This is a genomic window from Actinomadura soli (genome assembly GCF_005889715.1).
In the GTDB taxonomy this organism is placed as follows: domain Bacteria; phylum Actinomycetota; class Actinomycetes; order Streptosporangiales; family Streptosporangiaceae; genus Spirillospora; species Spirillospora soli.
Genome location: NZ_VCKW01000085.1, coordinates 1 through 23,267, shown reverse-complemented (window position 1 = coordinate 23,267; position 23,267 = coordinate 1). Strand labels below are relative to the sequence as shown.

Below are 23,267 nucleotides of genomic sequence, written 5' to 3'. Positions count from 1 at the left end.
CACCGGCTCCGGGACCGGCGGACTGCTGACTCGCCCTGGAATCCCTCACGCAATCACCGCTGGCGCAGACGACCCCACCCCCGCGCCGCATCCGGCCCACGGCCAGGAAAAGCGCAACACCAGTGACAGGCGGGCCCCGCGTAGTGCCTCGTCGGTCCAACCCTTGACCAGCCTCACCACGACGGGCAGTTTCTGGGACCTGCTCTCAACATCCGACCAACAGGCACTGCGGGCGATGGGGCGGCGTACCGAGATCCCGCCCGGCGGGATGCTGTGCCACCAGGGGTCGGTCGCGCCGGCGGTGTACGTGGTCTTCACGGCAGCGCCGCGCACGGCAAGCAACGCGGTGGCCAAGGAGTTCGTGGACTCAAGCGAGGGAGATGAGTCGATTATCGACCTGATCGGGTCGGGTGACCTGGTCGGCGCTCTCGGCCCGTGGGGATATCCGCAGCGCGGCACGGTCGCGACGCTGGATCACCTCGCGGGCCTGCGGGTGGACTGCCGCAAGTTCCGCAGCCTGCTGGCCGCCAGCCCCCAGATCAGCGAAGCAATGATGCGCAGCATCGCTCAAAGTGGCGCATACGGCGGCCGCCGGCACGCCGTGCGCGCAGGCGACCACGCGCAGCGGCTCGCCTACCACGTGCTGGAGCTGGCCCACCGGTTCGGGACGAGCACCATGCGGGGGACGGAGATCCCGCTGCCACTCAGCCAGGCCGAGCTGGCCAACTGGGCTGGAGTCTCCCGCGAGACACTGGTGCGCTTGTTCCGACTGTGGCGCGCGAAGGGGATTCTCGATCGCAGGCCGCGCCCGCTGACGGTCCTGGACCCGGAGAAACTTCGCCGCACGGCCAGCCCCTGGGGCGATGAATGGCCGGTCGTCCCCCACGACCACAGTTTCCACCTTCCTCTCGGACGACCCGAACCGGCGTTTGCGGCCGGCGCCGCGCTGGCCGCGCGCTCGCCGGTGCGCATTGAGACCCCCGGCGGACACCCGCTCGGGAGGCGCCTCCCGGCAGATAACCCGTTCTTCGCCGGACGGGCAGTCAGCCTCGGCAAGCTGGACATACTGATGGCGCAGTCGGAGTGGCCGCGCGCGGTCGTCGTCCAGGGGATGGCGGGCGTGGGCAAGACGACGCTGGTGCTGCACTGGGCGCACCGCGTCGTCGACCGGTTCCCGGACGGCGTGCTGTTCGCCGACCTGCGCGGCACGCGCCGCAGCCCCGTCACCCCGGCGGAGGCGATGGGGCAGGTGCTGCGCGCGGCGGGCGTGCCCGGCGACCAGCTCCCGCGGACGGAGGCGGAGCTGGCGGCGCAGTGCCGGTCGCTGCTGGCCGACCGGCGGATGCTGCTGATCCTCGACAACGCGTCGCGGCCCGAGCAGGTCAGGCCCTTGCTGGCCGCGGCGACGTCGGGGCTGGTGGTCGTGACGAGCCGGCGGCGGCTGCCCGACCTGCTCGAAGGCGCCGACATCCGGACGCTTGAGCTGCGGGAGATGGCCACGCAGGAGGCCGTCGACCTCATCGCGGGCGTCCTCGGCCCGGCGGACGAGCGCGTCCGCGACGAGCGGCGGGCGGTCGAGCGGCTCGCCCGCGAGTGCGGGCACCTGCCGCTCGCCCTCACGATCATGGCGGGCCGACTTGCGGAGAACCCCGGCGAGTCCATCGCCGGGACCGTCCGGGAGTTGACCGCGCAAGACAGCCCGCACGCGGCCCTCGCCGCGGGGCCGGGGCTACTGAGCGTACTCGGCCCGACGTTCGACGTCGCCTACCGCAGCCTCCGCAGCGACCAGCGCGAGGCGTTCCGCAGGCTCGGGCTCATCACCGGCCCCGATTTCACCCCAGCCGCGCTCGCCGCCCTGCAGGACCGGACGGTCGACGAGGCCCGCGAATGCCTGGAGGGGCTCCGGCAGGCCTACCTCGTCCACGACGTCCGGCCGGGCCGCTACCGGATGCACGACCTGCTGCGCGACTTCGCCCGCCAGCGCGGCCTGCGGGAGGACTCCGACGGCGAGCTGATGGCGGCGCAGCGGCGGCTGCTGGCCGGATACCTCGCCGAGGCGCGCGGGGCGGGCGCGGCGCTGGCGATGCGGCCCCGTCCGGCGGTGCACCGGAGGGAGGCGCGGAGCCGTTCGTCTACCGCCGCCGAGCGCGGGGCCGGGCTCGCCTGGTTCGAGTCCGAGCGGCGCAACCTCGTCGCCGCCGTGCACCAGGCCGCCCGGCTCGGCCTGCACCGGACGTGCTGGGAGCTCGCCGACGCGCTCTTCGACTTCCAGGAGTTCCGGCGCTACAGCGAGGACAACATCGCCGTCCACCAGGCGGGCCTGCACGCGGCCCGCACCGAGGAGGACTGGGCGGCCGCGGCCGTCATGCTGCACAACCTCGCGATGGCGCACTTCGAGCTGGGCGGGTCCGTCCAGGCCATCGGGTACGGGGAGGACGCCCGGCGCGGGTTCCGGGCAATCGACCCGCCCGACCGGTACGGGGAGGCGGTCACCCTCGCCACCCTCGCCGACGTGCACGTGGCGCTCGGCCGCTACCTGACGGCCATCGAGCACGCCCGCCGCTCCCTGAACATCCACACCGAGCTCCACGACGAAGGGGCAGACGGCGGAGTCGCCAAAGCCCACGACACACTGGCCCGCGCGCACCTTGGCCTCGGCGACTACGAGAAGGCGCTCGACCACGCCGGCGACGCGCTGAACACTCACCGTCGGGTCGACGACCAGCCGGGCGTGGCGGAGACGCTGCTCACCGTCGCGCAGGTCCACCGGCGGCAGGGGAACGTCCACGAGGCGGTGTCGCACGCGCTGGAAGCCCTCTACATCCGGCAGGAACTCGCCGACATGCACGGCGCCGCCCAGGCCCTCACGGAACTCGCGCGCATGAACGCCGCGCTCGGCCTGCGCGACATGGCGCAGCAGGACGCCGAACAGGCCCTGCGCACCTACCGGGCCCTGGGCGCCCGCCACGGCGAGGCCCGCACGCTGACCACGCTCGGCATGCTCATGTGCGACGCCACCAGGTTCGCCGAGGCGTTCACCTACTGCGGGCAGGCGCTGCGCCTGCACCGCGACACCAGCGACCGGCACGGCGAGGCCGAGGCGCTGGCGCAGATCGGGATCGTGCACTGGCGGCTCGGCCGGTACCGGGAGGCGCGCGAGCACCTGCTGCGCGCGGTGGAGATCCGCCGCGAGATCGGCGACCAATACGGCGAGGCGCACGATCTGGAGCACCTGTCGGTGGTCATGCGCCGCCTCAGCCGCCACCAGGAGGCGTTCGTCCTCGGCCTGGAGGCCCTCGACCTGTGGCACCAGCTCGGCGCCCAAGGCGGGCTGGCCGGGACGCTCGGCAGCCTGGCCCGCACCTACTCCCACCTCGGCCTGCCCGCGGACGCCGAGCGCGCCGCGCGGCAGGCGCTGAAGATCCGCGAGGACGGCGGCGACTGGTACGGCCTCGGCGTCGGCAAGGACACCCTCGCCGCCGTGCTCCGCCGCGCCGGCCGCCCCGAGGAGGCCCTGGAACGGGAGCTGGAGGCGCTGCAGTACCTCCGCGAGGTCGGCGACCGGCACTCCGAGGGCACCGCGCTCGTCCACCTCGCCATGATCCACCTCGACCTCGGCCACGCCGACCAGGCCCTGGAGACCGGGCGGCGCGCCCTCGACCTGGCCGCCGAGCTCGGCGACACCCGCGAGCAGGCGTACGCGCTGCACACCATGGCCCGCGCGTCGCAGCTGCTCGGCAAGCACGCCCGCGCCGCCGAGCACGTCAACGCCGAGATCGTCATCCGCCGCGACATGGACGACCAGCGGGGCCTGCGGCGGGCGCTGGAACTGCTCCGCGACTCCCACCTCGCGCTCGGCGACCAGGCCGCGGCGGCCGACTGCGTCCGCCGCGTCCGCGCCCTCGACAAATGGCTGGAATCGGAGAGCGCCGAGACCGAAGAGGACCCCACAGCCAAATAGCCACGCGGGCGGGCTCGCACACGAACAACCGCATGGTCACGCCGTCCTCTGGCCACACGACGCGGCCGCCGCCACGGCCTTGGCTGTGCCGAGGAACCTGCGCGGCCTGGACACCAGGATCGGCTGCCCGGCCTCTTGGCGTGCGCAGGACCTTCGCGGGGGACGTACCACTCGATGGACCGCTTGCTCTTGAACAGGTGGTCGATCCGCTGCTCCAGCGCCCGGTACTCAACGGCGAGGTCGGGGCGGCGAGATCGAGGGCATCAAGACCAGCCTGGAAGCCGGGCCACGCCAAACTCACTGCAGCCGGCCCGACGGCCGCCAAGCCGCAACCCAACGATCCGAACGCTCGAGAGCTCGACGCCGCGCGGGCGACCAACCGTGACCTGATGACAAAGCTCAATACAGGCTGATAGAGGGCTCGAACACTTGGTCAGCGGATATCACCGAAAAAATCTTCCCTCTTGAACGCCTTAACAAGCTTCTGCCTAGCGTTCGCGAGGTGGACTCGCGCAGTGGGGTAGCTGATGGCGAGCATTTCGGCGGTCTTGGCGAGGGGGACGTCATGAAGGTAGTGCAGGGTCATGACCTGAACCTCCCGATCGGTGAGCACCTCCCTCATGCGGTCTTGGACGGCTTCCCGCAATTCCACCCTCTCCAGCCGCTGTTCTGCCGCCGGGTCGGCGATGCCCTCGAGCAGGTCGTCGTCCAGCGCCTCCGCAGCAGCCTTGAACCTGACCAGCCGTTGAACGCGGAAGCGATTGCGGGCAACCGCAAACAGATACGAAGCCGGCCGCTCGACCTGCGCCCACTCGCCCTGTCGCATCAATCTGAAGACGGCCAGGAAGGAGTCGCTGAGGATGTCTTCGATCTCCTCCTCTCGCGCGCCCAATACGCGGAGATAGCCCGCAAGACGCGGCCACTCGCGGAGGAGGAGGTCCTCGACCTGCTGTTCCGGGGATTCAGGACCCACGGGTCTCCGGGGTCGGCGGCTGATCCTCGCCCGGCGGCTCGATCTCCTCGGGAGAGGCGGAGCCGAACTGGAAGCCGAAGTTGAGGGTCCAGTGGGTCTTCTTCCGGATCCGGTCCACCACGCGACCGGTCGCGAACATCACGACCACAGCACACATGCCCGCGCCATAGAAGTGGTGAACCGCGGTCAGACTGGTCAGGAGATTCGGGTCGAGCTCATGCTGGGTTACCGGGAGCTCCAGCCCCGCCCAGGACAGCAGGAACCCAACCGAGCCCCAGCCGCTGATCTTGCCCAGCCCAGAGACCCCGTTCTTCGCGGGCTCACCAAACGAAGTGACTTGCGTCACATTAACCACCTTCGCCGGGATGCATCTGTCTCATCACGCTCGGTGCTCTTTAGCCGGGAGTCGCGCGTGATTAGTCGAACAGACTGACAGCAAGGGTGGACGGCCGTCAACATGAAGGCATGCCGGAGCCCGCCGTGTCGGCTCCCGGCTAAGAGCACCGACCGGCGGGCTTCCGGTGACGCGAAGGTGGCGTCACTTGTTAAGAGTCCCTGGACGGGCCAAAGTGCTTAGTCCGGTAGCAAAGATCTTTTAGTATCGGCGAGGGCCCTCCCGTCGCAGGAGGTCAGAGCCGAGTCAAGGTCCTGCAGCGCGGTGAGCTCATCAGCACCATCCAACACCCTTGCGCAACATGTGTCGCGCTCGGTATCGCTCACAGCACCGGCACCAGACCAGCGCAAACGCCGCAAGACGCAACCACCCACGGCCTTGACGCCGAGGAAAGCGGCGCCTCGGTGATCGTGGAGATCGCGCTGATCGACGCGGCGACCGGGGAAACGCTGCTGGACACGCTCGTCAACCCCGGGACCGCGCGCGTCGAACCCGAGGCGCGCGCGGTGCACGGCATCAGCGACACCGAACTCGCCGCCGCGCCGGCCTGCGCTGAGGAGGTGTGGAGGGGGCCGACTGTGAGTCGGCCCCCTTTTCATGCCGCGCTCAGCGGAGCATCAGCATGCCGAGGTTGGTGATGGAGCCTGCGCCCGAGCGGTCGATGCGGTCAAGGCCAGGCCATCTTGGCCTGGGCGGCTTCGAGGCTGATTTTCAGGCCATCGGCGTCGCCGAGCCAGCCGCGGGCGGTCGCTTCGTCGATGGGGCAGTTAGGTTGGTGATGATCTCGGTGAGGTGTTCTCGTTGGCGGGTCGACGCGCATCATGGGCCGCGGATGCCCGTTGACTGAACGAAGCACGAAGATTCCGCAGTTCAAAGGGCAAATGGTGTCGTCGATCGCTACGGTCACCGGTGCCCTGGAATCACCAGGCCCAGGTCATTCGCTAAGCGACCGCTACGTCGTTTGCGGCGCGGCCAGCAGCCGCCACACCAACACCGCGCGGTCAGCGCCGCTGGTGGCCAGGATCAGTAGTCCGTCTGGGCCGGTGCCGAACGCTCCCGCGCGGACCCAGTCGGTGTGGCCGGTCAGCGGCTCGCCGACTGTTTCCCCGGTTGTCGGGTCCCAGATCCGCACCGTGCGGTCGTCGGCGCCGGAAGCCAGCAGCAGCTGTCCGCCCAGGGTGGTGCCGAACGCCACCGTGTTCACCGGGCCGGTGTGGCCGGTCAGCAGCTCACCGGCCGCTTCCCCGGTCTCCGGGTCCCACACCCGCACCGTGCCGTCGTCGGCGCCGGAGGCCAGCAATAACCGCCCTCGCACCATCCTGCCGCACACGCTGGCCCCGCAGACTCAACGGCGGTGCGAGGAGGCGCATTCCATGCAGCTGGGCGGGCAGTTGTGGGGAACTCTCATATTGCGGGCCACAGGCGGACGATGTAGGACTCCCGGCCTTGGAGCAGAGCCCAGTCCGCCTGGAATTGTGGGTCGTCGAAGTCTGTCGAACGGTGTTCGGCCTGGCGGTAGAGCTCTGCTGTGTCCATGCCATGGCCGGTGATGCGGGCGTGGTACGTGCCGGGGGCAGGGAGTTCGAATTTGCTGACGCTTGCCTCGCCGTCGCTGACAGTGAGGTTGCCTGTTGGTGCGGCCAGTTCGCAGGTTTCGGGGCCGATCTCAGCGTGATCATCGGTGATCGCCGGTTCGCCGCTCCAGGTTTCCACGCGTACACGGATGCGAAGGTTGTCCTCGCCGCCGGTGAAGATCATCAGTTTCGGTCCTTGGCAGGCGACGAAGCCTTGGGAGGGTCTGGACAGTATCGCGTCCGACGGTGGCTGTTGCGCGTCGATCGTGACGGCTCCGTACCAGGGGCTGACGAGCCAGTCCATGGCGGCTAGGGAGCGGGGGGCCTGTTGGGCGGGCATTGGACCATCCACTTTTGATCGGGTGATGGGGGCGGGCAAGGATGCCCGCCCCCATCGTTACGCGAGGGTGTTACTGGACCTTGATGAAGAACGGGTCCTTATCGACCATCCGATCCCAGTGGTACCACAACCGCAGGACGGTGCCTGCGGCGTTGTTGTCGTCTCGGTGGACCGGGCGGGCGGAGAACATGTCCTTGTACTGGGCGCCGTCCCAGTCGAACTTGGCAGCCCCGTCGTAGGTGGAGGCGAAGGGGAACTCGTCGCACTGCTGGATCGGCTTGCCGTCGGGGCCCTTGAGGTCGTCCCAGCCTTTGAAGTAGGTGTCGCACGCCTTCTTGGACCAGTACCGGTTCTTTCCCTCGTTTGACTTGGTGGTCGCGTTGAGTTCAGGAGCCAGGCGGCGGATCGGGTCGTCCCAGCTTCCACCGGGGATCTGTTTGTCTGAGAACGGCGGCTTGGTCTCCTTCGCCCGGTTGAGTGCTGTCCATAGGTGGTCGGCGACCTCCTTGTAGCCGGAGTTGGCGGCCCGGTTGAAGCTCAGCCATGCCTGGGACTTGGTGAAGATCGAGCCTCGCTTGCCGTAGGTGCTGTCATACCAAGCGGAGTCGAAGCGGATGTTGGTCATCGGCTGTTCGTTGTCATCGTTCGGAAAGCCGGCTAGTTCGGCGTAGCTAATGGCGGTGGTGTCAGCGTAGATGAGTTGCTCGCCGTGATCCTTGTGAGGCGGCTTGGCGGGTGAGAGGAACTCGCTGTAGGCGTCCTTGTCGGCTGTCCATCCGGCCTTGGTCCGGGTGTCGCCGTTGGTGTCGGGGGCCTTGCAGTTGTTGGGATCGTTTACCCAGCATTTGATAGCCAGGGTGTACTTGACGTCGGGCCGGGTCATCACGCCCCATTCACCATCGATCTTCACCATGGTGAGGGTGTAGTTCATGTGCCGGTCGGTGGCAGTGGGGCTGTCAGCTGTCTCGTGCCGTCCGTAACCGATGATGTTGAAGTAGATGTAGGCCTCGCCCTTGACCACGCACTTGGGCGGGGAGCTGGCGTCGCAGGACTTGGCCTGGAACTTGGTGGCCAGCTTCTTGCACCAGGCGAAGTGATTCTTCACCCAGCCGCCGGTTGTGGCGGCCTCGGAACTGGCCTGGCATTCGGCTGGAGAGATGTAATCGTACTGGCGGGCTCGGGCTTGCCCGGCTGGGAGGAAGTCGTCGGCGTTGGCTTCGTGGCGGGCACCGGCACGGGCGGCTTCGCGTTCTACCTGCGCGCGAGTGAGTGGTAGTTGGTCGGTCCGCGCGGCAGGCGCTCGTGTGCCGGTCACGGGGTTGATGGCTTCTGAAGTGATCACGAGGCCGGCGGTGGCCGACGGGCTCGGATCTGCTGATGCGCTTGGTACGCCTGCCAGCAATGCGACGACGGCGGCCAGCGCTGCAAGTGCGGCAACGGCGGGTTGCGTGATGGCGCGCATCGCTCAGCTCCCGCAGTAGGTGTGGAAGAAGTCGGCTTTCTCGTTGGTGGTGGCGCTGACCTGCGAGGAGCTGGACCGGGGTGCCTCGCGCCACAACGTAGCGAAGGGGCTGACGTCGCGGTCGTAGACCTCGACGGTGTGCTTGGTGGTGTTATCCCAGGACGAGGTCTGATTGCCGAAGCCGTAATCGGTCAGCGACTGGTTGCCGCCGCAGTCCCGGAATGACAGCTTGCGGCCGGTGAAGTCCTTGTGCTGGTAGAAGCAGTACCAGCCGGCCGTGCAGGGGTTGGCCGCATTCGTGGCCGAGGGGAAGGTCACGATCACGCTTCCGCCTTTGTAGGACACCTCGTCGGCGCCGGTCTGCACACCGCCGGGGTAGGTGCGCAGCTGCTGGTCGATCTGTGCTTGGACAAAAGCATCCGGAGGAGCCGCTAAAGCGGTTCCCGCAGCACCGAATAGCGCGGCGCCGACGATGGCGGTGGTGGCCAGCATCCGTGTGGATGTGGCCAGGGTTGATTGGAACATGCACACTCCTCTGCGAATTCACTCGAACAGAGTGGCGAAGAAAGTCTTCGCGTCACGGACGCTACGAGAGTCTCCGATGTCGATCAAGACCCGAGAAGCGGTAAAAAACCATCACTAGATGCATCACCCACGCTGACAAGGCAAGTCATAAAGTGGCAGGATCCGGCCAGGAGCGGATGTAAACCGGAACGTTCAGTTCGGCGTCAACTGCATTCACTGAGTGCAGGCCCCAGACACCTCGAAATTAAGAATTCACCTTGTTTCTACGCGTTCGCTCGCCGCGCCAGTTATCTTTTGCCGAGATCACCATCGGCTGATAGGCGCCTAAAGGAGGCCGCTCGTGCCCGCAGATATCGGTCTCACCCGCCGGGGCATGCTGGGAAGCACCACAGCGGTCATGGCTGGCGCGCTGCTCGGCCCGATCGCCGACCCGTCCCTGGCCTCAACGCAGGTATTAACGAGGGCCGCACCTCTCATCCACACGCGCCCTCAATGGCAGGCACGGCCACCCAAAGTGGAAGCGACCGTCCTGGACCGACCCCCGGACCACATCGTCGTCCACCACACCGCCTCACCAAACTCCACCGACCCGTCGCTGGAGCACGCCTTCGAGTTATCCCGCGCGATCCAGACCTTCCACATGGACACCTACGGCTGGGACGACATCGGCCAGCAGCTCACCATCAGCCGCGGCGGCCACCTCTTGGAAGGACGCAACCGCGCCCTGGAGGCCATCAACGCCGGCCACCACGTCATGGGAGCCCATACCCTCAGCCACAACGACCACACCATCGGCATCGAGAACGAGGGCACCTACATCACCGAGGAACCCACCGACGAGCTGTGGGGGCAACTCGTCGCAACCTGCGCGTGGCTGTGCAGGACCTACCGTCTTGACCCACACGCGGCCATCGTCGGACACCGCGACTACAACACCACCGCATGCCCCGGCGACGCCCTGTACGGACTCCTGCCGGAACTGCGCAACCAGGTCGCCGACACCCTGCACCGACCACGCGCCGCAGCAGCAAGCCCCCCGGCCGAACCCAGCGGGCTACCCGTACCGCGCCACATCTTCGACCACGGACCAGCCATAGGACCCCGGGACCGCACTCGCTAGCCGAACCCCGGGCGCGCTCGGCCAGGGGTTGGGAGTGGCGGTGATTGGGCGGGCCGCACCGTCCCGGGTGGCCGCAGAGCTTGGGCAGGGAGCGCGGCAAGGCGGCCGGGCAGGTGTGATGGGCCCGGTCGTTGGGGCCGGGGGAGGCGTGGCGGGCTGGCGCCGACCTGGCCCGCGGCCACACCGTCCGCGCGCAGGGACCGAGATGAGCAACATTCGTCGGGTTCGTGAACCCCTTCCCGGCTGCAGGGTTGATTGGATCGGGCCAGGACCTGGGCCTGCACTGACGGCTCCTCCGTCACAGTGTCACCTGAAGGACTTCAGCCTCAATGAACATCCCCGCCTCTCATGACGATCACTCGTAGTGGGCGAAGTCGGGGAGGTGCGGTTGGCGCTAGCCCTAGTCCGTGATCCGCGCGAGCACCGGGCGCCGTCCAGCGAAGGACGCCGAGTTCCTCGTCCGCCGCAAGGACGGAACCCTGTACCTCCTCAAGTCGTACTAGGGCCCACCAAGGCCCCGGTTCAGGGCGTCCGGTGCCACCCCAAGCTCCCAAACCCCTGGAAACGCCCGCCCCGGAAGCAGAGGAGCCCAGTCCCATGAACAGGACGGCAAATACGCGAGGTGCTCACGCCACATGGTCGCTGAGAATCTCGGTGGTGATCCAGACCCTCTTCATCTTGCGCCTCGGCACGATGCTCATCGCAGATATCTCCGCACGCTCGGACTTCGGCGCGTGGCCCAGTGACAGCCTCCGACCGGCAGGAGCCCCCTAGGCCCCTGCCCCTCGCACTCGTAGAACAGCACATGCGCGAAGTGCTCGTGCGCAGACGGCTGCTGAGCCGTGCAGTGATACGCCACACTCACGGGGGACTCAAGCCGGCGGCGAGGACCGCCTCCCCACTCGCAGGCTGAACAGAGAAGACTCGTCAAGAGCACAAAATGGGGGCGCCGATCCGGTTTGCGGGTCGGCGCTCCTATTCGCACTGGCCGCACCGCCAGGTGACTGGAGAGGACGCGGCGGACGCAGTAGAGCCAGGTTCGCCGTACCGTTCCAGCTTGGGACGCTGGTGCGCCACGATCGCATCACGATGGGAGTAAAGGAGTACAGCGGCGCCAAACCTACGTCAGGCGTGCCCGTTGAACACCACTCAAAGTCGCTCACCGGTCAGCAGCCTATTGCGGCTCACCCGGTGTCGCATGGACGATGGTTGAGTGATCCCGGTCTACACGACCGACTCGGTCCCCGTCCGAGCTGCGGGCCCGATCGAGCAGGCATGGCCTGTGTGGGGCGAGGCCAAAGAGATCGGGGAGGGCGTCGATCTGCTGGCTCAGATCGCGGAGGGCGACGGAGCACACGCTGTGATCGGGCTGAGGATCGCCACGTTCTCGGCGCATGAAACCCGCGGCATCCTCGGCACCAATCCTCGATACGCGATGGTGGGCACGGCCGTGATCCTAGGTCCGCGGGCGCCTGAGCGCGGCCCTCCCTTGCCGCCCGAGGAACCGCCCTGGACGCCCGAGGACGAAGGGTATCCGCCCTACGGGCCGTGATCATGACCGTCGCGAGGCCCGCGCCGCGCCACCAGACACGAGGACTCGATCCCTTCGGGTTTCGATGGATGCATCGAGCGGGCGAGTAGGTGGTGGCTGGCAGACGCCGGGTGAACGCCTGATGTCATCGGGCGTGGGCGCGATCGGCGGTGGCGAGCGGCGTACGTGTCTGGCCGCGACAGTAACGGTAACGGCAGCGGCCGACAGGACGCTGAAGATTTGCGCGGACTGGCCTGTGGGCCCCGTTTGGGAGGGGCCTACCGGCCGGGGCCGAGTAGGCGGGCCCCTCTGCCCCTGGTAGGCCCACCGGTAGGCGCCCCTAGCCTGCGCGGTAGGGGCTGCACTAAGAACGTTGTCTCCTGAGGCAAACGGCGATGATCTATAACGGTTTGCTGGCAACTGTCGTGTTCGTCTGGGCTGGTCGTGCGGGCGCGTCAGCATCGTGGTTGTGGGTGGGTCTGGGGATCTGGGGGAGCTCGTCGAGCATTGGACGTTGCTCGATGACGAGCGGGGTCTGGTTGCGGGCAAGCGGGACGCGACACGGCTGGGGCTTGTTGTCGCGCTGAAGTTCTACATTCGGCATGGCCGGTTTCCGCGGGGTCGTGTTGAGCTGAGCGATGACGTGGTGGAGCATGTGGCCCTGCAGGTTCAGGTGGAGGCCTCGGAGCTGGGCTTGTATGACTGGTCGGGCCGTACGGCCCGGTACCACCAGATGCAGATCCGCGGGTATCTGGGGTTTCGGGAGTGTTCGCGCGAGGACGCCGACAAGCTGGCGGCGTGGCTGGCGGCCCAGGTGTGCGAGGCCGAGCAGCGGCATGACCCGGTGCGGGTGGAGTTGCTGGCGCGGTGCCGGACGGAGCGGATCGAGCCGCCGACCTCCAAGCGGGTGGATCGCACCATCCGGTCGGCGTTGCGGACGGCTGAGCAGAACCTGACGGCGCGGATCACGGCCCGGCTACCCGACCAGGCGGCGGCACAGCACTCCGCTCTAGTGCTGGGTGTGATGACAGGGTGAGAAAGAGACAAGCGAACTGGCGAAAGCGCACGCGGTGGTTGAGGGCCTGGTCAGTGCGGCTGCTGATGGCGGCGGTGGTGTCGGCACTGGCTGGCGGAGTGCTGCTGTTGTTGTGGCGGGGGCCGTGGTGGTTTGACGGCAAGTACCTCAAAGGGGCGGACTTCAAATCGTCGCCTGGGGCGCTGGTTACTGGGTTCCGTACCGCGGTGGTGCAGGTTCTGGTCGGGCTCGGCGCAGTCGTGGCATTGCTGTACACTGCGCGCAACTACCGACTTACTCGCCGTGGTCAGGTGACCGACCGCTTCATCAAGGCGTTGGAACGCCTGGGCTCCGACGAGATGTATGTACGTCTCGGTGGCGTCCTTGCCCTGGAACAGATCATTCAGGACGCCCCGGAACAGGCGACGCACGCTGCTCAGGTCCTCGTAGCCTTCATTCGTGATCGCGCGCCACGCAGCCAAGCCCGAACTCCACCTCCCTCAAGGGGGCGGATCCGTCGTGCCATCCGGCGAGGCGGCAGCCTGCGACGGCGGGCCTCAGCCGAGGCCGATGGGTTGGCCTTGCCCGTCCGTCCGGCAGAAGATGTTCAGGCCGCGCTGACTGCTCTCACTCTGGCGGAGTCCCGTCGGCATGTTGCGCTGGGTGTCCGAATCAATCTTGAGGGCCTGCACCTTCAAGGTGTCGAGCTTTTCGCGGCAGACCTTGCCCGCGTCCACCTCCGTGGGGCGGACTTGACCGATGCCACGATCATCTGGGCGGACTTCACTGACGCCTGGCTTGGCGAGGCGAACTTCACCCGAGCCACCCTCCGGGGGACGGACTTCACCGACGCCTGGCTTGGCGGAGCGATCTTCACTGATGCCGACATGGAAGGGGTGAATCTGACCCGTGCCAGCCTGTTGGAGACGGATCTGACTCGCGCATCGCTCGCTAAAGCGGATCTAACAGGCGCCTCACTCCTCCTTGCGGATCTATCGGACGTCAACCTTGCGGGGGTGAATCTCTCCGGAGTCGATCTCAGCGGAGCCGACCCTCGGCTGAGAAGGCTGGTCCGGGAGACCGAAGCGAAACTTACTCGGAGACCAGGGCGGACAGATAGACGCAAGATGTGACTACTCAGTGCAAGTGCCAAGCGATCAAAACGGCCAGGTCGGCGCGATGCAGGCCCTCGGCGCGAGCCTCATCTTGAGGGTTGTCGGTCACCATGGGCTCCTTAGTAGGTCTCGCCGTACATCTGCCGCATGTCTGCTTGGTAGTCCTCGTACTCACCGAGTACACCGGACACCCCGTACAGGATGAGCGTGCCGGCGTTGTGGAGCGTGGCGGCCACCGCGGGGAAGTTGAACGCCTGCTGCTCGGGGCGAGCGGGCACGAGCTTGCTGTTCTTGCCCTTACCGGTCTTGACGGTGCTGTAACGCAGGGCTTGGCCCTTCTCGTCCAGCAGGTGCAGGCTCTCCAGCACCTCCATCGTGTCGTCGGGGAGCTTGTCGTTGGCGCCGAGCTGCAGTCGGCCGAGGTAGGCGTTCAGCTCGGCCACCAAGCCGCTGATCGAGTGGGTGACCGACAGGCGACGGTCCACGGCCTCAGGCATCAGGTCCGGTTCGGTGATGCCGTCGGCGCGGACGCGCTCGGCAGCTTCGCGGATCTGGTCCTTGAGCGCGAGCTCGATGCCGTGCCGCAGCAGGTTGAGGGCCGGGAGCACCAGTTGGTCAGAGGGGTGGTGCTCCGTCCAGTGGTCGACCAGGACCCGCGCGGCATCCAGGTATCCCGCGGCCAGTGTCCCATCGTTCTCGAAGTATCCGATGATCGCGGTGTCTCGCCAGTCACCGTCCTCGGCGACCGGTCGCAGTAGCGGCTTTTTCGGGGAAGTCATCCTGACACTGTGCCGGGCCGGGTGATCGACGGCCATGGAATTTCTGGTCACAGGGCGCCGGGGCCTCACGGCGTCCGGCAGCCCCTCACGTACCTGAGGCTTGAGTTCCTCTGTCCTCAGCGGCGAGCAGTGGGCCTGTCCGTGGCTCGTAGTGCGGCGTAGATGGTCCCAGTCGGTGGCGAGGGTGGCGGCTCGTTCGGCGGCGAAGCGTGGGTTGCAGCCGACCAGGTCGGCTAGGACGGGTGCGGGGATGTCACGCAGAAGTTGGTCGAGGGCGGCGGTCCGGTCGGCTCGAGTGATGCCCACCGCGCGAGGTCGCTGGCGCGGTCGTGTGGCGGAGATCGGGCGGCCTGCCAGGCGACCGGGGAACAGCCATGGCGAGGTGGAGTTGGCGGCCGCCCTCATGTTGCGCCGCTGAGAGACCACAGAGGCGGTGAGCCCGGTTAGCGGCTCGGGCGGCGGCAGGTCCTCTTCGGCGATCTTGAGCCTCACCCGGTCATCGGTGACGGCGTCGATCGTGAGGTGGGCGAGGCGAGTGACTGGTTGCGCATAGAGAAGGACGAGCAGCCCGGCGACGCGGTCGAGAGGTTCCGGGGTGTCGTCGGTGAAGGGCTGGCGGATCAGGACGATGCGCTCTTGGTGTGGCTGAGCGTCGGGATCGTCCAGCCACAGGCCGAACTCCAGGTTCTCGCGTGAGCTGGAGGTGCCATTGGCGCTGGCCAGCCAGAGCCGCTGGGGGCGGAAGCTGATCACATCGTCGACCCCGCCGAGTTCGTCTTCGTCGTGCCACCACAGTTCGCCGAGCAGGAGCATCTTGGTATGCAGGATCGGCACCAGCCGATCACCGATTTTGCGGTAGCCGAGGGTCCTCAACGTGGGCAGCTGGATGTCGGGAGCGGGGAAGGAGGGGCCGATGATCGGTGCCTGCCCGTCCTCGCGCAGCACCCTTGAAGGCCAGTTCGGGCAGGGCACGCGCCGGAAAGCCGGGACCGTCGTCGAGCAGCGGTTTGAGCTTAGCCAGCCGGGCCAACTGGTGCCGACCGCGGCCCTGTTTGTTGATCGCCACGCAGTCGGGGACTGCGTCTACATCTTCAAGACCTGCATTGAGGCGGTCCTCTCGCGGGACCCGGTGACCCTCATCCGGGTCAGCGAGGTCAAGGAAGTCATCGAGACCGCCGGCCCGGCCCCCGCGGACCCCAGCTTGGTGGAGGACTACCAGCACGCGCCAGACAGCCACCAATTGGAGATCGGGAAGTTTCTGTTCTCCACTGCCACCAGCGACGACGAGCCGGACCTGGTTCGGCAGAACGCCTTCACGATGACGGGGATCCTTGCTGAGGTGACCCAACCTGCCGTAACGGTCGAGCTGGCCAAGCATGTCCAGGACAAGATCGGTCGGCGGACCCAGCTGACCGAGCTTCAGGTCCGGGTGGCGTCTGCGTCCGGTGTACTCCCGTACCTGCGGAAGCCGCAGCGTCGCGCGTTCTTCACGGCCTTCCTCGACCAGTTGAACCGCGCTGGTCACCACTGGACCCTCCAACACGTCCCACGGGGGCCTTCTTCGCCAGCTTCAGGAGTTCGGTGGTCTACGGGCGCTCCCGGACCAGGAACTCCGCGAGATTCTCAAGTGGATGGTGCTGCCCTACGTGGGCGAGCCGGGGGGCCACGGCATGGGGGTGAACCGGAAGGTGTTCTACAGCAACTCCGGCGCCCCGCTCGTCGCCTCGATCATCCAAGACGCCCCGGGTATCGCCCAGCCGGTCCTCATCGAACTTGGGTCCGACAAGGACGTCCAGCGGGCGTGCGCCCAGAGCACCCCCGTAGAAAGGCGCTACCAAGACCTGCTCGACATCGCCGAGTCGTGAAGGCCTCCGAGGAGGCCCTCCTGCGGTCCGATCCTCCTCGGAGGCCCGCCCAAGCCGCCCTGGCCCGCCAACTCCTGGCCCAAACGCGCCGAGACTGAACAGCTCCAGAAGTCGGGCCACGGGCATCGGAGTCCTGGTCGGCACCAGCCGAGGTGCTGATGAACGAACGACCTCGGGCGGTGCCCCCGCTAGTCCAGCCACCAGGGCTGCTATGCGCGCAGGACGCCAGGGCGCAGGGGGCGGGCCGTGCGGTGTCGCCGCCGGGTCTGCGGGACGACCGAGTGGTGGAGGGCTGTCGGTGCTGCGGGGCGACGGGGGCGATCGGGCCGGTGTCGAGAGGGCCGCCGGGCTGCGGGCAGGCGGCTGAACAGGTAGGCGCTGACTCGCCGCGCACACGAGTACGGACTGGAACGCCGCGTTGCGCACAGGAGTACGAACATCCCAAGTGTCCGAAGACCTCTGCAGACAGAGCCGTTTCCCCAGGTCGCGCGTGAAGAGGACTTCGGAAATCGACACGGGCGGGTGATGTTCCGTTGGGGGATCCCCTTACGGAACAGCGTCGGGCCGGGTGTCAGGCGGGCGGTGTACCGAACAGCACGCGAAGTTCAGGTCCAGGCGAGTGGTGGGGGTCTGGTCGGGCGGGGCGAGATTGAGGGTCCAGTTGCCGAACCTGCGGATGGTGTGGGTGATGTAGGGCGAGGAACCGCGGGTGGCTGAGGTGTGGGAGCCATCGAGGCGGTGGTGTCGCGCGCGGAGTTGCGGGCCGCGCTGGTGCTCGTGAACGACAACGTGCCGCTGGCCGACGCCGCCGATCCCGACGACTGGCGGACCGATGGAGCGGCAGCAGTCCTGGGCTCGATGCCGGAATGACCCCTAAGACGGCAGGGTCTGCAGCCGCTATTCGGTCATTTCGTCAGAGTGGCCCTAGTGCTTCGCCAAACGTCATGCCGATCTCATGTGTGAGTTCTTTGAGCGGTCCATGCCGAGGAGGGCGGCCGAAGTAGTTAGCGCACGATGTCGAGCTCGGCTGGTTCGTCGATCAGGCGAGCGTTGGCCGCCGAGATCGTCTCGGCGCGGGTAGCCCTGGTCGGCCTGCTGAAGGTGGGCGCGAGTCAACGCGGGCACGTTTGGTCTCTCGATCGGGACGAGGCCGACGTTGCAGGCATCGGCCACCAGCAGCTCGCACAAGCTGATGCGAAGTCCGTCATCGTCGGGTCGGTGCCGGAGATGTGGGTCCATGCTGACCATCACGGGGAGCCGGATGGGCTGGAGTCGACCTCGTCGCGGCGGGCGAGTTCGGCGAGCGCTTGCTGAGCGCGGAGTTCGGCGTGAACAGCGCGTTCGCGTTGCCGGTCGGCGTCGGCGCGGGCGGCGTCGCGGTCGTGTTTGAGGGACTGCACGGTGGTGGCGAGGGCGTGCGCATCCAGGCGTGCCTGATCTGCGTCGCGCTGGGCGACCTCTACCTGTTGTCGGAGCGCGGCGGCGGTCTGCTCCGCCTTCTCGGAGAGCGCGTTGGCGCTGGCGGCGGCGCGTTCGGCCTGCGCGGCGCGTTCGTCGGCCTGGGCGGCTCTGGCCTGGTCGGCCTCGGCGGCCGCCTGCGCGGTGCGGGCGGTGGCCTGCGTGGCGGCGAGCTCGACGCGGCTCTCGGCGAGTCCCTGTTGTGCCCGTTCCCGCGCGGCGGTTTCGCTCAGCAGCCGGGCAAGGGCCTCTTGGAGTTGCGCGGCCACGGATTCTTCGGCCCGTTTGGCCAGGGCGGCGGCGCGTTCCGCCTGCGTGCGCGCCTGCTCGTGCGCGGCGACGGTGTCAGCGGCGTGCTGTCTGGCCTGGATGGCCTCTTCGCGGGCCTGCTCGGCTGCCTGTTGGGCGTCCTGGCGGGCTTGCCGTTCGCGGTGTTGCGCTGCGGTGGCGCGGCCGGCGCCTTCGGCGGCCTGCTCGGCTTTTCGCTGTGCGTCGGCTGCTGCGTCGTGGGCGGCGGCGGCGTCTGCTTTGGCCGCGGCGACCTCGGCGCTGCTGACCTCCTTGATCGCGATGAGGCCGTCGATCGCCCGGGCCAGGGTCTCGCGCAGGTCGGTCATGGCGGGCACCGCCTCGTCGGCGACCGCGATCACCAGCCGGAGCGGGTCGCCGATCGCCTCGGCCAGGCGGGACTCCCGTTGCGCCTGCGCCTGCTCCTTGCAGTCGCGGGGCGGCGGGCAGTACAGCCGGCGGCGGCCGCCCTTGTACTTGCCGTCGCGGCGGCGCTGCGGCGCGGGCAGCGGTTCCCGACACACCTGGCAACGCCCGTGCGGCGCCTGCTGATCCGGCGCGTCCTGGGTTGTCGGTGCCGGTTCGGTCGGGCCCGTTCCGGCCTCCGCGGTGGTCGTCCCTGCGGCTGTTGCGGCGAGCGCGTCGGCCGGTGCCGGGGAGGCGGGGGAGGGGGCGGCCACGGTGCTGGATGCCGTACCGCTGGTGGCGGCGACAGGGTCGCCGTCGGCGAGGCTGGGCACGGCCTCGGTGGTGATGTCGTCGGCGGGAGCGGGGTCGGGCTGGACGATCATGACTGGCCACTCTAGCAGAGAGAGTTACGAAAAATACGAAACAGGTTTCGAGAAAATCTAAACACAATAAGCGCAGGAAACGAGAGTGCATGAGAATGACTCTTATCATTCACTCAATGATCAGCGAGGGCTTCCACGACCCTCGTGTTCAACACCCCGCGCCGAGAGGATCGGAACTGTGATTCTTGGTGCTGGTGATCCGGCTGGGTCGGGTTGCTGCCAGGCTGTCGCCGGTGCTCGGACATGACCCGGATCGGAACTGGCGCCCACGGGCTGCCCTGTGTGCCGAGATGTCTGTCGGGGTGCCGGCGTCGGCCTGGCCCACCCTGTTGGCCTGATTAGCAGCTCGTCCGCCGTTCAGCGGCGTGACTCATCACAGTTCTGCCGCGCGGTGACTCCACCCAGGCCGACGCCGACCAAACGGTCGTCTCCGTCGGAAGGAAGAACAACCGCATGACCATGCTGGCAGAACAGGTCGATGGCGTCATCGGTGTCGACACCCACCGCGACACCGTGGCCGCTGCGGCCGTGTCCTCGGTTGGGGCGGTGCTCGCGCATGCCGAGGCCACCACCGACCAGCGCGGATACCGAAAGCTACTGGACTTCGCCCGCAAGCAGATCCCCGGCGTCCGATGCTGGGCTCTGGAGGGAGCCGGAAGCTATGGGGCCGGGCTAGCGGCGTTCCTGGACGCGGCCGGGGAACGCGTGGTCGAGGTCTGCCGACCCAAGCGGCCTCCGCAGCGCGGCGGCCGCAAGACCGACGCGATCGATGCAGTCCGCGCCGCCCGCGAGGCATTGACCGCTGAGCACCTGATCCACCCACGACGACGCGGAGAGCGGGAGGCGCTCCGGGTCCTGCTGGCGACCCGCCAGGGCGCCGTCACCGCCACCACCGCGGCGATCAACCATCTCAAGGCCCTGATCGTCTCCGCGCCTGATGACTTGCGCGCTGAACTGCGAGGACTGGGCAGCAAGGCCGTCGTCTCGCACTGCGCGCGGCTACGTGCCCGACCTGCTCAGACCATCGAGCACCGCATGACCGTCCGGGCCCTGCGCAGCACGGCCATCCGCGTCCAGGCGCTCCGCGCCGAGGCCGAGGACCTGGAGGCCGAGATCGCCGAGCTGGTCGAGGCAATGGCGCCCGAACTTTTGCAGTTGGCCGGCGTCGGCCCGATCAGCGCCGCGCAGGTCCTGGTGAGCTGGTCACACCCCGGCCGGTTCCGCTCTGAAGCTGCGTTCGCCGCCTTCGCTGGCACCGCGCCGATCCCCGCATCCTCAGGCCTGACCACTCGCCACCGGCTCAACCGTTCAGGCGATCGGCATCTCAACCGCGCCCTGCACACCATCGTGCTGGTCCGCACCCGCGTCGACCCAGCGACCAAGGCTTACATCCAGCGACGTGTCAGCGAGGGCAAGACACCACGCGAAGCACGACGCTGCCTGAAACGCGCCGTCGCACGCCAAGTTTTCAAGCTCTTGGAGAACCGATCCGCCGACGACCTCACCCCGGCGGAGGAGCTCCAACCAGCGGCTTGACAGATATAGCAGCCTCGGCCAGTAGCGACCTACTCGCGAGGGTGCCGAGACAGACGTCGGTAGCCGGGACTAGCGTGTGGCGTCTATGCACGACGACCTGGACTCCGAGCCGGACCCGCGCTTCCCAAGGTCCCGCCGTTGCGTCACACCGGAGGGGCCGGAATCCACTGGCGATAAGGGCCTCTCCGTAGCATCCGCCGCAAGGCGGCGGAGTTACCTTTGACCTGGGGCGATAGCAAGGTGGACGACGCTCACATCGGGACTGAGAGTCAATGGACACCCAGGGTTGTCTGTCAGCTAGGGTCGGCGCGTTGCTGAGGATTCCGACCTGATCTGACGGGGGCGTGGGCGACGCGGTGGGACCCGTCGGCGGCCGCAACGGCGGGCGTCGGCGACCCGCCCGCGGCGCGGCGGCTGCTGATGGATGTGACGGGCGGGTCGGTGCGGCCGCTGGAGACCCTGGCCGCCTACGCCGATGTCCCGCGGCTGCAGCTCGGCGAGGGGTGGCGCGGTGGTTCCGTGGGAGCGGCCGCATCCGAGCGAGCCCTTAGCGAAGGTAGGCCGAGCGACCTAACCGAGTTAGTGATCTCATTCGTCCCGATCGAAGGACCTCACTTGCAGACTGAGCCGCGCGGAGTTGGGTCAGTTAGGTCGCGGCGGCGGGTTAGCTATACGGGTGCCGGGCGTGCTTGTACGGGTCGTTCGCGGGAGACGAGGCGACCTAACTACGGGTGCCGTTACTGGAGGACGAGCTGGAGCTCGTGGCGGGCGTTCGCGGTCCGACGAGGTTGGGGTTCGCGCTGTTCTGGATCCATATGCGCTCGTACGGCGTAGTCCGCCTAGACCTGGAATCCCGGCTCAACCTGGGTGCTCCTAAAAGGGCTGTCCCCCGAGGCAAACCGCGGGGTTATGTGGTGGCTCCGGGGGCCTCGGGCCGCACAGCCTCCCAGGGCACGGGCGCGGTGCGGACAGCACGGTTTTGGTGGGCGTTGGCCAGGGCGATGCGTGCGGCCTCGGTGCCTTCCTTGGTGAGTTGGTAGTAGCGGCGGCGAGGACGGCCTTCAGCTTCATGCTCTGCGGGTTCTTCCCACCGGGAGGTGATCCAGCCGCGCTGCTCCAGGCGGGTGATGATCGGGTAGACCGTGCCCGAGGGCAACCCGGTGGCCTGCACCATCTCCAGCCCGTACCACTCCCGGGCAGGCTCGCTCAATGCCTGGCGCAGCACCATCTGCGTCTGCAGTGTCATCCGCGGTCCGTCAACCACGCTGTTCAGCCCCCTCCCGCGCCGATGTCCGGTCGTTCAGCCTCCGCGAAGCCGTTCGGAAGACCTGCGGGCAGTTCAGTTGGTGGCCTGCCGGGCGGGCGTCGGCGGTCGTGGTAGATCCCGTACAGGAATCCGCCGACGCCGACGCCGACGCTGACCGGCGACCCGACCGGCGGGAACACCGCCGCCAGCGCGGCCAGCGCCAGCCCCACCAGCACGATCGCGGCGGTCACCAGCACCTCGGCCGGGATGAACACTCCACGGCGATCGTCGTGGTCGCCTCCGGTCTGCACTTTCATCTCGCATCCCTCATGCTGTTCAACGGCACGCTATGGCTCACGGGTCAGACCGGCTTCCGTCCCGCCTGCGGTCGGCGGAGGACCCTGGACCACCCCGGGTCGGCTGGAGGCTCCGATACCTGGAAGGGTGAGGGGCTATGGCACCCCCGAGGAAGTACTCCCCTGAGCTGCGGGAACGCGCGGTTCGGATGGTTTTTGATGTTCGTGAGCAGACCGGTGAGCGGACTGGGTCGATCGCCCGGGTCGCTGACCAGCTCGGGGTGCATCGTGAGGCGTTGCGGACGTGGATCCGGCAGGCCGAGGTCGATGGCGGCAAGCGGGCGGGGACATCGACCAGTGATGCCCAGCGGATCGCCGAACTCGAACGCGAAGTGCGCGAGTTGCGGCGAGCGAACGAGATCTTGAAGGCCGCGTCGGCGTTTTTCGCCCGGGAACTCGATCCCAAGCTGCCGCGCTAGTCGAGTTCATCGATACCCATCGTGAACAGTTCGGTGTCGAGCCGATCTGTGGCGTGCTGGAGTTCGCGTCGTCCACGTATTGGGCGGCGAAGAAACGGGAGTCGAATCCGTCGGCTCGTGTGGTCCGGGACGAGATGCTGAAGAAGGAGATTTTGAGGGTGTGGAGCGGGCCAGGACGCGGCCTGTACGGAGCGCGGAAGGTATGGGGGCAGCTCAACCGCGAAGGCGTGAGGGTGGCGCGGTGCACGGTGGAGCGGCTGATGCGCGAACTGGGCATCAGCGGGGTGACCGCTTCCCGCAAGCGTCCCCGCACCACTGTCCCCGGCGCGGATCGGCCGGGTGATCTGCTTGAACGTGACTTCACTGCGGACCGTCCGGACCTGCGGTGGGTCGCCGACATCACCTCATGGGAGAGCCACGGGTCGATCAGGCCGCATGATCTCGGTGCTGGCAGGGTGTCGGTCGAGCCGTCGGCGGGTGACCACTGAGACATCACCGACCCCCTTGAGGTCTGAAGTT

General features: G+C 67.9%; 24 protein-coding genes and 1 other annotated feature. Of the genes, 12 read left to right on the top strand and 12 right to left on the bottom strand.

The features are described from left to right. The first annotated feature begins 163 nt into the window (after positions 1-163). Both ETD83_RS18100 and ETD83_RS42595 read left to right on the top strand, forming a co-directional pair. Complete coding sequence (locus ETD83_RS18100) at positions 164-3,961, top strand: tetratricopeptide repeat protein (RefSeq protein ID WP_230420993.1); 3,798 nt, start codon at positions 164-166, stop codon at positions 3,959-3,961. 197 nt (positions 3,962-4,158) lie between these two features. After that, positions 4,159-4,374: a hypothetical protein gene (locus ETD83_RS42595; protein WP_171064303.1), complete on the top strand. Its 216-nt coding sequence runs from the start codon at positions 4,159-4,161 to the stop codon at positions 4,372-4,374. Between the two features lie 20 nt (positions 4,375-4,394). Here the strand turns inward: ETD83_RS42595 and ETD83_RS18095 are convergent, their stop codons facing one another. Further along, the gene (locus tag ETD83_RS18095) at positions 4,395-4,934 is read right to left on the bottom strand and encodes an RNA polymerase sigma factor (protein WP_171064302.1); all 540 of its coding nucleotides are present in this window, start codon (positions 4,932-4,934) and stop codon (positions 4,395-4,397) included. Continuing rightward, positions 4,924-5,280, bottom strand: a complete 357-nt coding sequence (locus ETD83_RS18090) for a hypothetical protein (RefSeq protein WP_138646305.1) — start codon at positions 5,278-5,280, stop codon at positions 4,924-4,926. The genes ETD83_RS18095 and ETD83_RS18090 overlap by 11 nt, the downstream gene beginning before the upstream one ends. A 452-nt stretch (positions 5,281-5,732) precedes the next feature. Here ETD83_RS18090 and ETD83_RS18085 point away from each other — a divergent pair, with 452 nt between their 5' ends. After that, on the top strand, positions 5,733-5,966 hold the full coding sequence (locus ETD83_RS18085) for a hypothetical protein (RefSeq protein ID WP_138646304.1): 234 nt from the start codon (positions 5,733-5,735) through the stop codon (positions 5,964-5,966). Positions 5,967-5,995: 29 nt separating this feature from the next. Here ETD83_RS18085 and ETD83_RS18080 read toward each other — a convergent pair whose 3' ends face one another. The 5 genes from ETD83_RS18080 to ETD83_RS18060 form a co-directional block, all read right to left on the bottom strand. Further along, entirely contained in the window at positions 5,996-6,235 is a 240-nt protein-coding gene (locus ETD83_RS18080; protein WP_138646303.1) for a hypothetical protein, read from the bottom strand. 45 nt (positions 6,236-6,280) lie between these two features. After that, positions 6,281-6,628: a WD40 repeat domain-containing protein gene (locus ETD83_RS18075; protein ID WP_171064301.1), complete on the bottom strand. Its 348-nt coding sequence runs from the start codon at positions 6,626-6,628 to the stop codon at positions 6,281-6,283. Positions 6,629-6,732: 104 nt separating this feature from the next. Continuing rightward, positions 6,733-7,206, bottom strand: coding sequence for a hypothetical protein (locus ETD83_RS18070; RefSeq protein ID WP_138646301.1), 474 nt, complete (start codon positions 7,204-7,206; stop codon positions 6,733-6,735). Between the two features lie 106 nt (positions 7,207-7,312). Then, the gene (locus tag ETD83_RS18065) at positions 7,313-8,704 is read right to left on the bottom strand and encodes a hypothetical protein (protein WP_138646300.1); all 1,392 of its coding nucleotides are present in this window, start codon (positions 8,702-8,704) and stop codon (positions 7,313-7,315) included. A 3-nt stretch (positions 8,705-8,707) separates the two neighbouring features. Further along, positions 8,708-9,229, bottom strand: coding sequence for a peptidase inhibitor family I36 protein (locus ETD83_RS18060; protein ID WP_138646299.1), 522 nt, complete (start codon positions 9,227-9,229; stop codon positions 8,708-8,710). 340 nt (positions 9,230-9,569) lie between these two features. Between ETD83_RS18060 and ETD83_RS18055 the strand changes: the two genes are divergently transcribed. The 4 genes from ETD83_RS18055 (at position 9,570) to ETD83_RS18040 (ending at position 14,028) form a co-directional block, all read left to right on the top strand. Continuing rightward, a complete protein-coding gene (locus ETD83_RS18055; protein WP_230420992.1) occupies positions 9,570-10,349 on the top strand; it encodes a peptidoglycan recognition protein family protein in 780 nt (259 codons plus the stop codon). Positions 10,350-11,562: 1,213 nt separating this feature from the next. After that, positions 11,563-11,901, top strand: coding sequence for a hypothetical protein (locus ETD83_RS18050; RefSeq protein WP_138646298.1), 339 nt, complete (start codon positions 11,563-11,565; stop codon positions 11,899-11,901). A 442-nt stretch (positions 11,902-12,343) separates the two neighbouring features. Beyond that, positions 12,344-12,916: a DUF4158 domain-containing protein gene (locus tag ETD83_RS18045; RefSeq protein WP_329602868.1), complete on the top strand. Its 573-nt coding sequence runs from the start codon at positions 12,344-12,346 to the stop codon at positions 12,914-12,916. A gap of 53 nt (positions 12,917-12,969) precedes the next feature. Beyond that, complete coding sequence (locus tag ETD83_RS18040; RefSeq protein ID WP_138646296.1) at positions 12,970-14,028, top strand: pentapeptide repeat-containing protein; 1,059 nt, start codon at positions 12,970-12,972, stop codon at positions 14,026-14,028. A 101-nt stretch (positions 14,029-14,129) separates the two neighbouring features. Here ETD83_RS18040 and ETD83_RS18035 read toward each other — a convergent pair whose 3' ends face one another. Then, entirely contained in the window at positions 14,130-15,734 is a 1,605-nt protein-coding gene (locus tag ETD83_RS18035) for a hypothetical protein (protein WP_138646295.1), read from the bottom strand. Beyond that, complete coding sequence (locus tag ETD83_RS18030) at positions 15,631-16,314, bottom strand: hypothetical protein (protein WP_138646294.1); 684 nt, start codon at positions 16,312-16,314, stop codon at positions 15,631-15,633. Before ETD83_RS18030 ends, ETD83_RS18035 begins: the two co-directional genes overlap by 104 nt. Before the next feature lie 106 nt (positions 16,315-16,420). Between ETD83_RS18030 and ETD83_RS18025 the strand changes: the two genes are divergently transcribed. Together ETD83_RS18025 and ETD83_RS42590 are read left to right on the top strand one after the other, a co-directional pair. Next, positions 16,421-16,654 carry a hypothetical protein gene (locus tag ETD83_RS18025; protein ID WP_138646293.1) on the top strand — a complete coding sequence of 78 codons (234 nt, stop codon included), beginning with the start codon at positions 16,421-16,423 and terminating at the stop codon, positions 16,652-16,654. Between the two features lie 720 nt (positions 16,655-17,374). Next, a complete protein-coding gene (locus ETD83_RS42590; protein WP_171064299.1) occupies positions 17,375-17,524 on the top strand; it encodes a hypothetical protein in 150 nt (49 codons plus the stop codon). A gap of 377 nt (positions 17,525-17,901) precedes the next feature. On the opposite strand, the gene ETD83_RS18020 is transcribed toward ETD83_RS42590, so the two are convergent. After that, positions 17,902-19,191 carry a coiled-coil domain-containing protein gene (locus ETD83_RS18020; protein ID WP_138646292.1) on the bottom strand — a complete coding sequence of 430 codons (1,290 nt, stop codon included), beginning with the start codon at positions 19,189-19,191 and terminating at the stop codon, positions 17,902-17,904. A gap of 453 nt (positions 19,192-19,644) precedes the next feature. Between ETD83_RS18020 and ETD83_RS18015 the strand changes: the two genes are divergently transcribed. After that, positions 19,645-20,727, top strand: a complete 1,083-nt coding sequence (locus ETD83_RS18015) for an IS110 family RNA-guided transposase (protein ID WP_138646291.1) — start codon at positions 19,645-19,647, stop codon at positions 20,725-20,727. A 907-nt stretch (positions 20,728-21,634) separates the two neighbouring features. Here ETD83_RS18015 and ETD83_RS18010 read toward each other — a convergent pair. Both ETD83_RS18010 and ETD83_RS18005 read right to left on the bottom strand, forming a co-directional pair. After that, positions 21,635-21,973, bottom strand: coding sequence for a PadR family transcriptional regulator (locus tag ETD83_RS18010; RefSeq protein WP_138646290.1), 339 nt, complete (start codon positions 21,971-21,973; stop codon positions 21,635-21,637). A gap of 23 nt (positions 21,974-21,996) precedes the next feature. Beyond that, on the bottom strand, positions 21,997-22,290 hold the full coding sequence (locus ETD83_RS18005) for a hypothetical protein (protein WP_138646289.1): 294 nt from the start codon (positions 22,288-22,290) through the stop codon (positions 21,997-21,999). 137 nt (positions 22,291-22,427) lie between these two features. Between ETD83_RS18005 and ETD83_RS18000 the strand changes: the two genes are divergently transcribed. Together ETD83_RS18000 and ETD83_RS17995 are read left to right on the top strand one after the other, a co-directional pair. Further along, positions 22,428-22,748 (top strand): transposase, encoded by a 321-nt coding sequence (locus ETD83_RS18000; protein ID WP_138646288.1) that lies wholly within the window; start codon positions 22,428-22,430, stop codon positions 22,746-22,748. Continuing rightward, positions 22,706-22,819 (top strand) — a sequence feature (AL1L pseudoknot). Its footprint overlaps the gene before it by 43 nt. After that, entirely contained in the window at positions 22,802-23,236 is a 435-nt protein-coding gene (locus ETD83_RS17995) for an IS3 family transposase (protein ID WP_138646287.1), read from the top strand. It overlaps the preceding feature by 18 nt. Positions 23,237-23,267 lie beyond the last annotated feature (31 nt).

Bases quoted from the DNA above. Each gene is read 5' to 3' on its own strand.
- ETD83_RS18070 (WP_138646301.1), bottom strand. From the start codon at position 7,206: ATGGACTGGCTCGTCAGCCCCTGGTACGGAGCCGTCACGATCGACGCG.
- ETD83_RS18065 (WP_138646300.1), bottom strand. From the start codon at position 8,704: ATGCGCGCCATCACGCAACCCGCCGTTGCCGCACTTGCAGCGCTGGCC.
- ETD83_RS18060 (WP_138646299.1), bottom strand. From the start codon at position 9,229: ATGTTCCAATCAACCCTGGCCACATCCACACGGATGCTGGCCACCACC.
- ETD83_RS18025 (WP_138646293.1), top strand. From the start codon at position 16,421: ATGGTGCTGCCCTACGTGGGCGAGCCGGGGGGCCACGGCATGGGGGTG.
- ETD83_RS18020 (WP_138646292.1), bottom strand. From the start codon at position 19,191: ATGATCGTCCAGCCCGACCCCGCTCCCGCCGACGACATCACCACCGAG.
- ETD83_RS18015 (WP_138646291.1), top strand. From the start codon at position 19,645: ATGACCATGCTGGCAGAACAGGTCGATGGCGTCATCGGTGTCGACACC.
- ETD83_RS18010 (WP_138646290.1), bottom strand. From the start codon at position 21,973: ATGACACTGCAGACGCAGATGGTGCTGCGCCAGGCATTGAGCGAGCCT.
- ETD83_RS18005 (WP_138646289.1), bottom strand. From the start codon at position 22,290: ATGAAAGTGCAGACCGGAGGCGACCACGACGATCGCCGTGGAGTGTTC.
- ETD83_RS18000 (WP_138646288.1), top strand. From the start codon at position 22,428: ATGGCACCCCCGAGGAAGTACTCCCCTGAGCTGCGGGAACGCGCGGTT.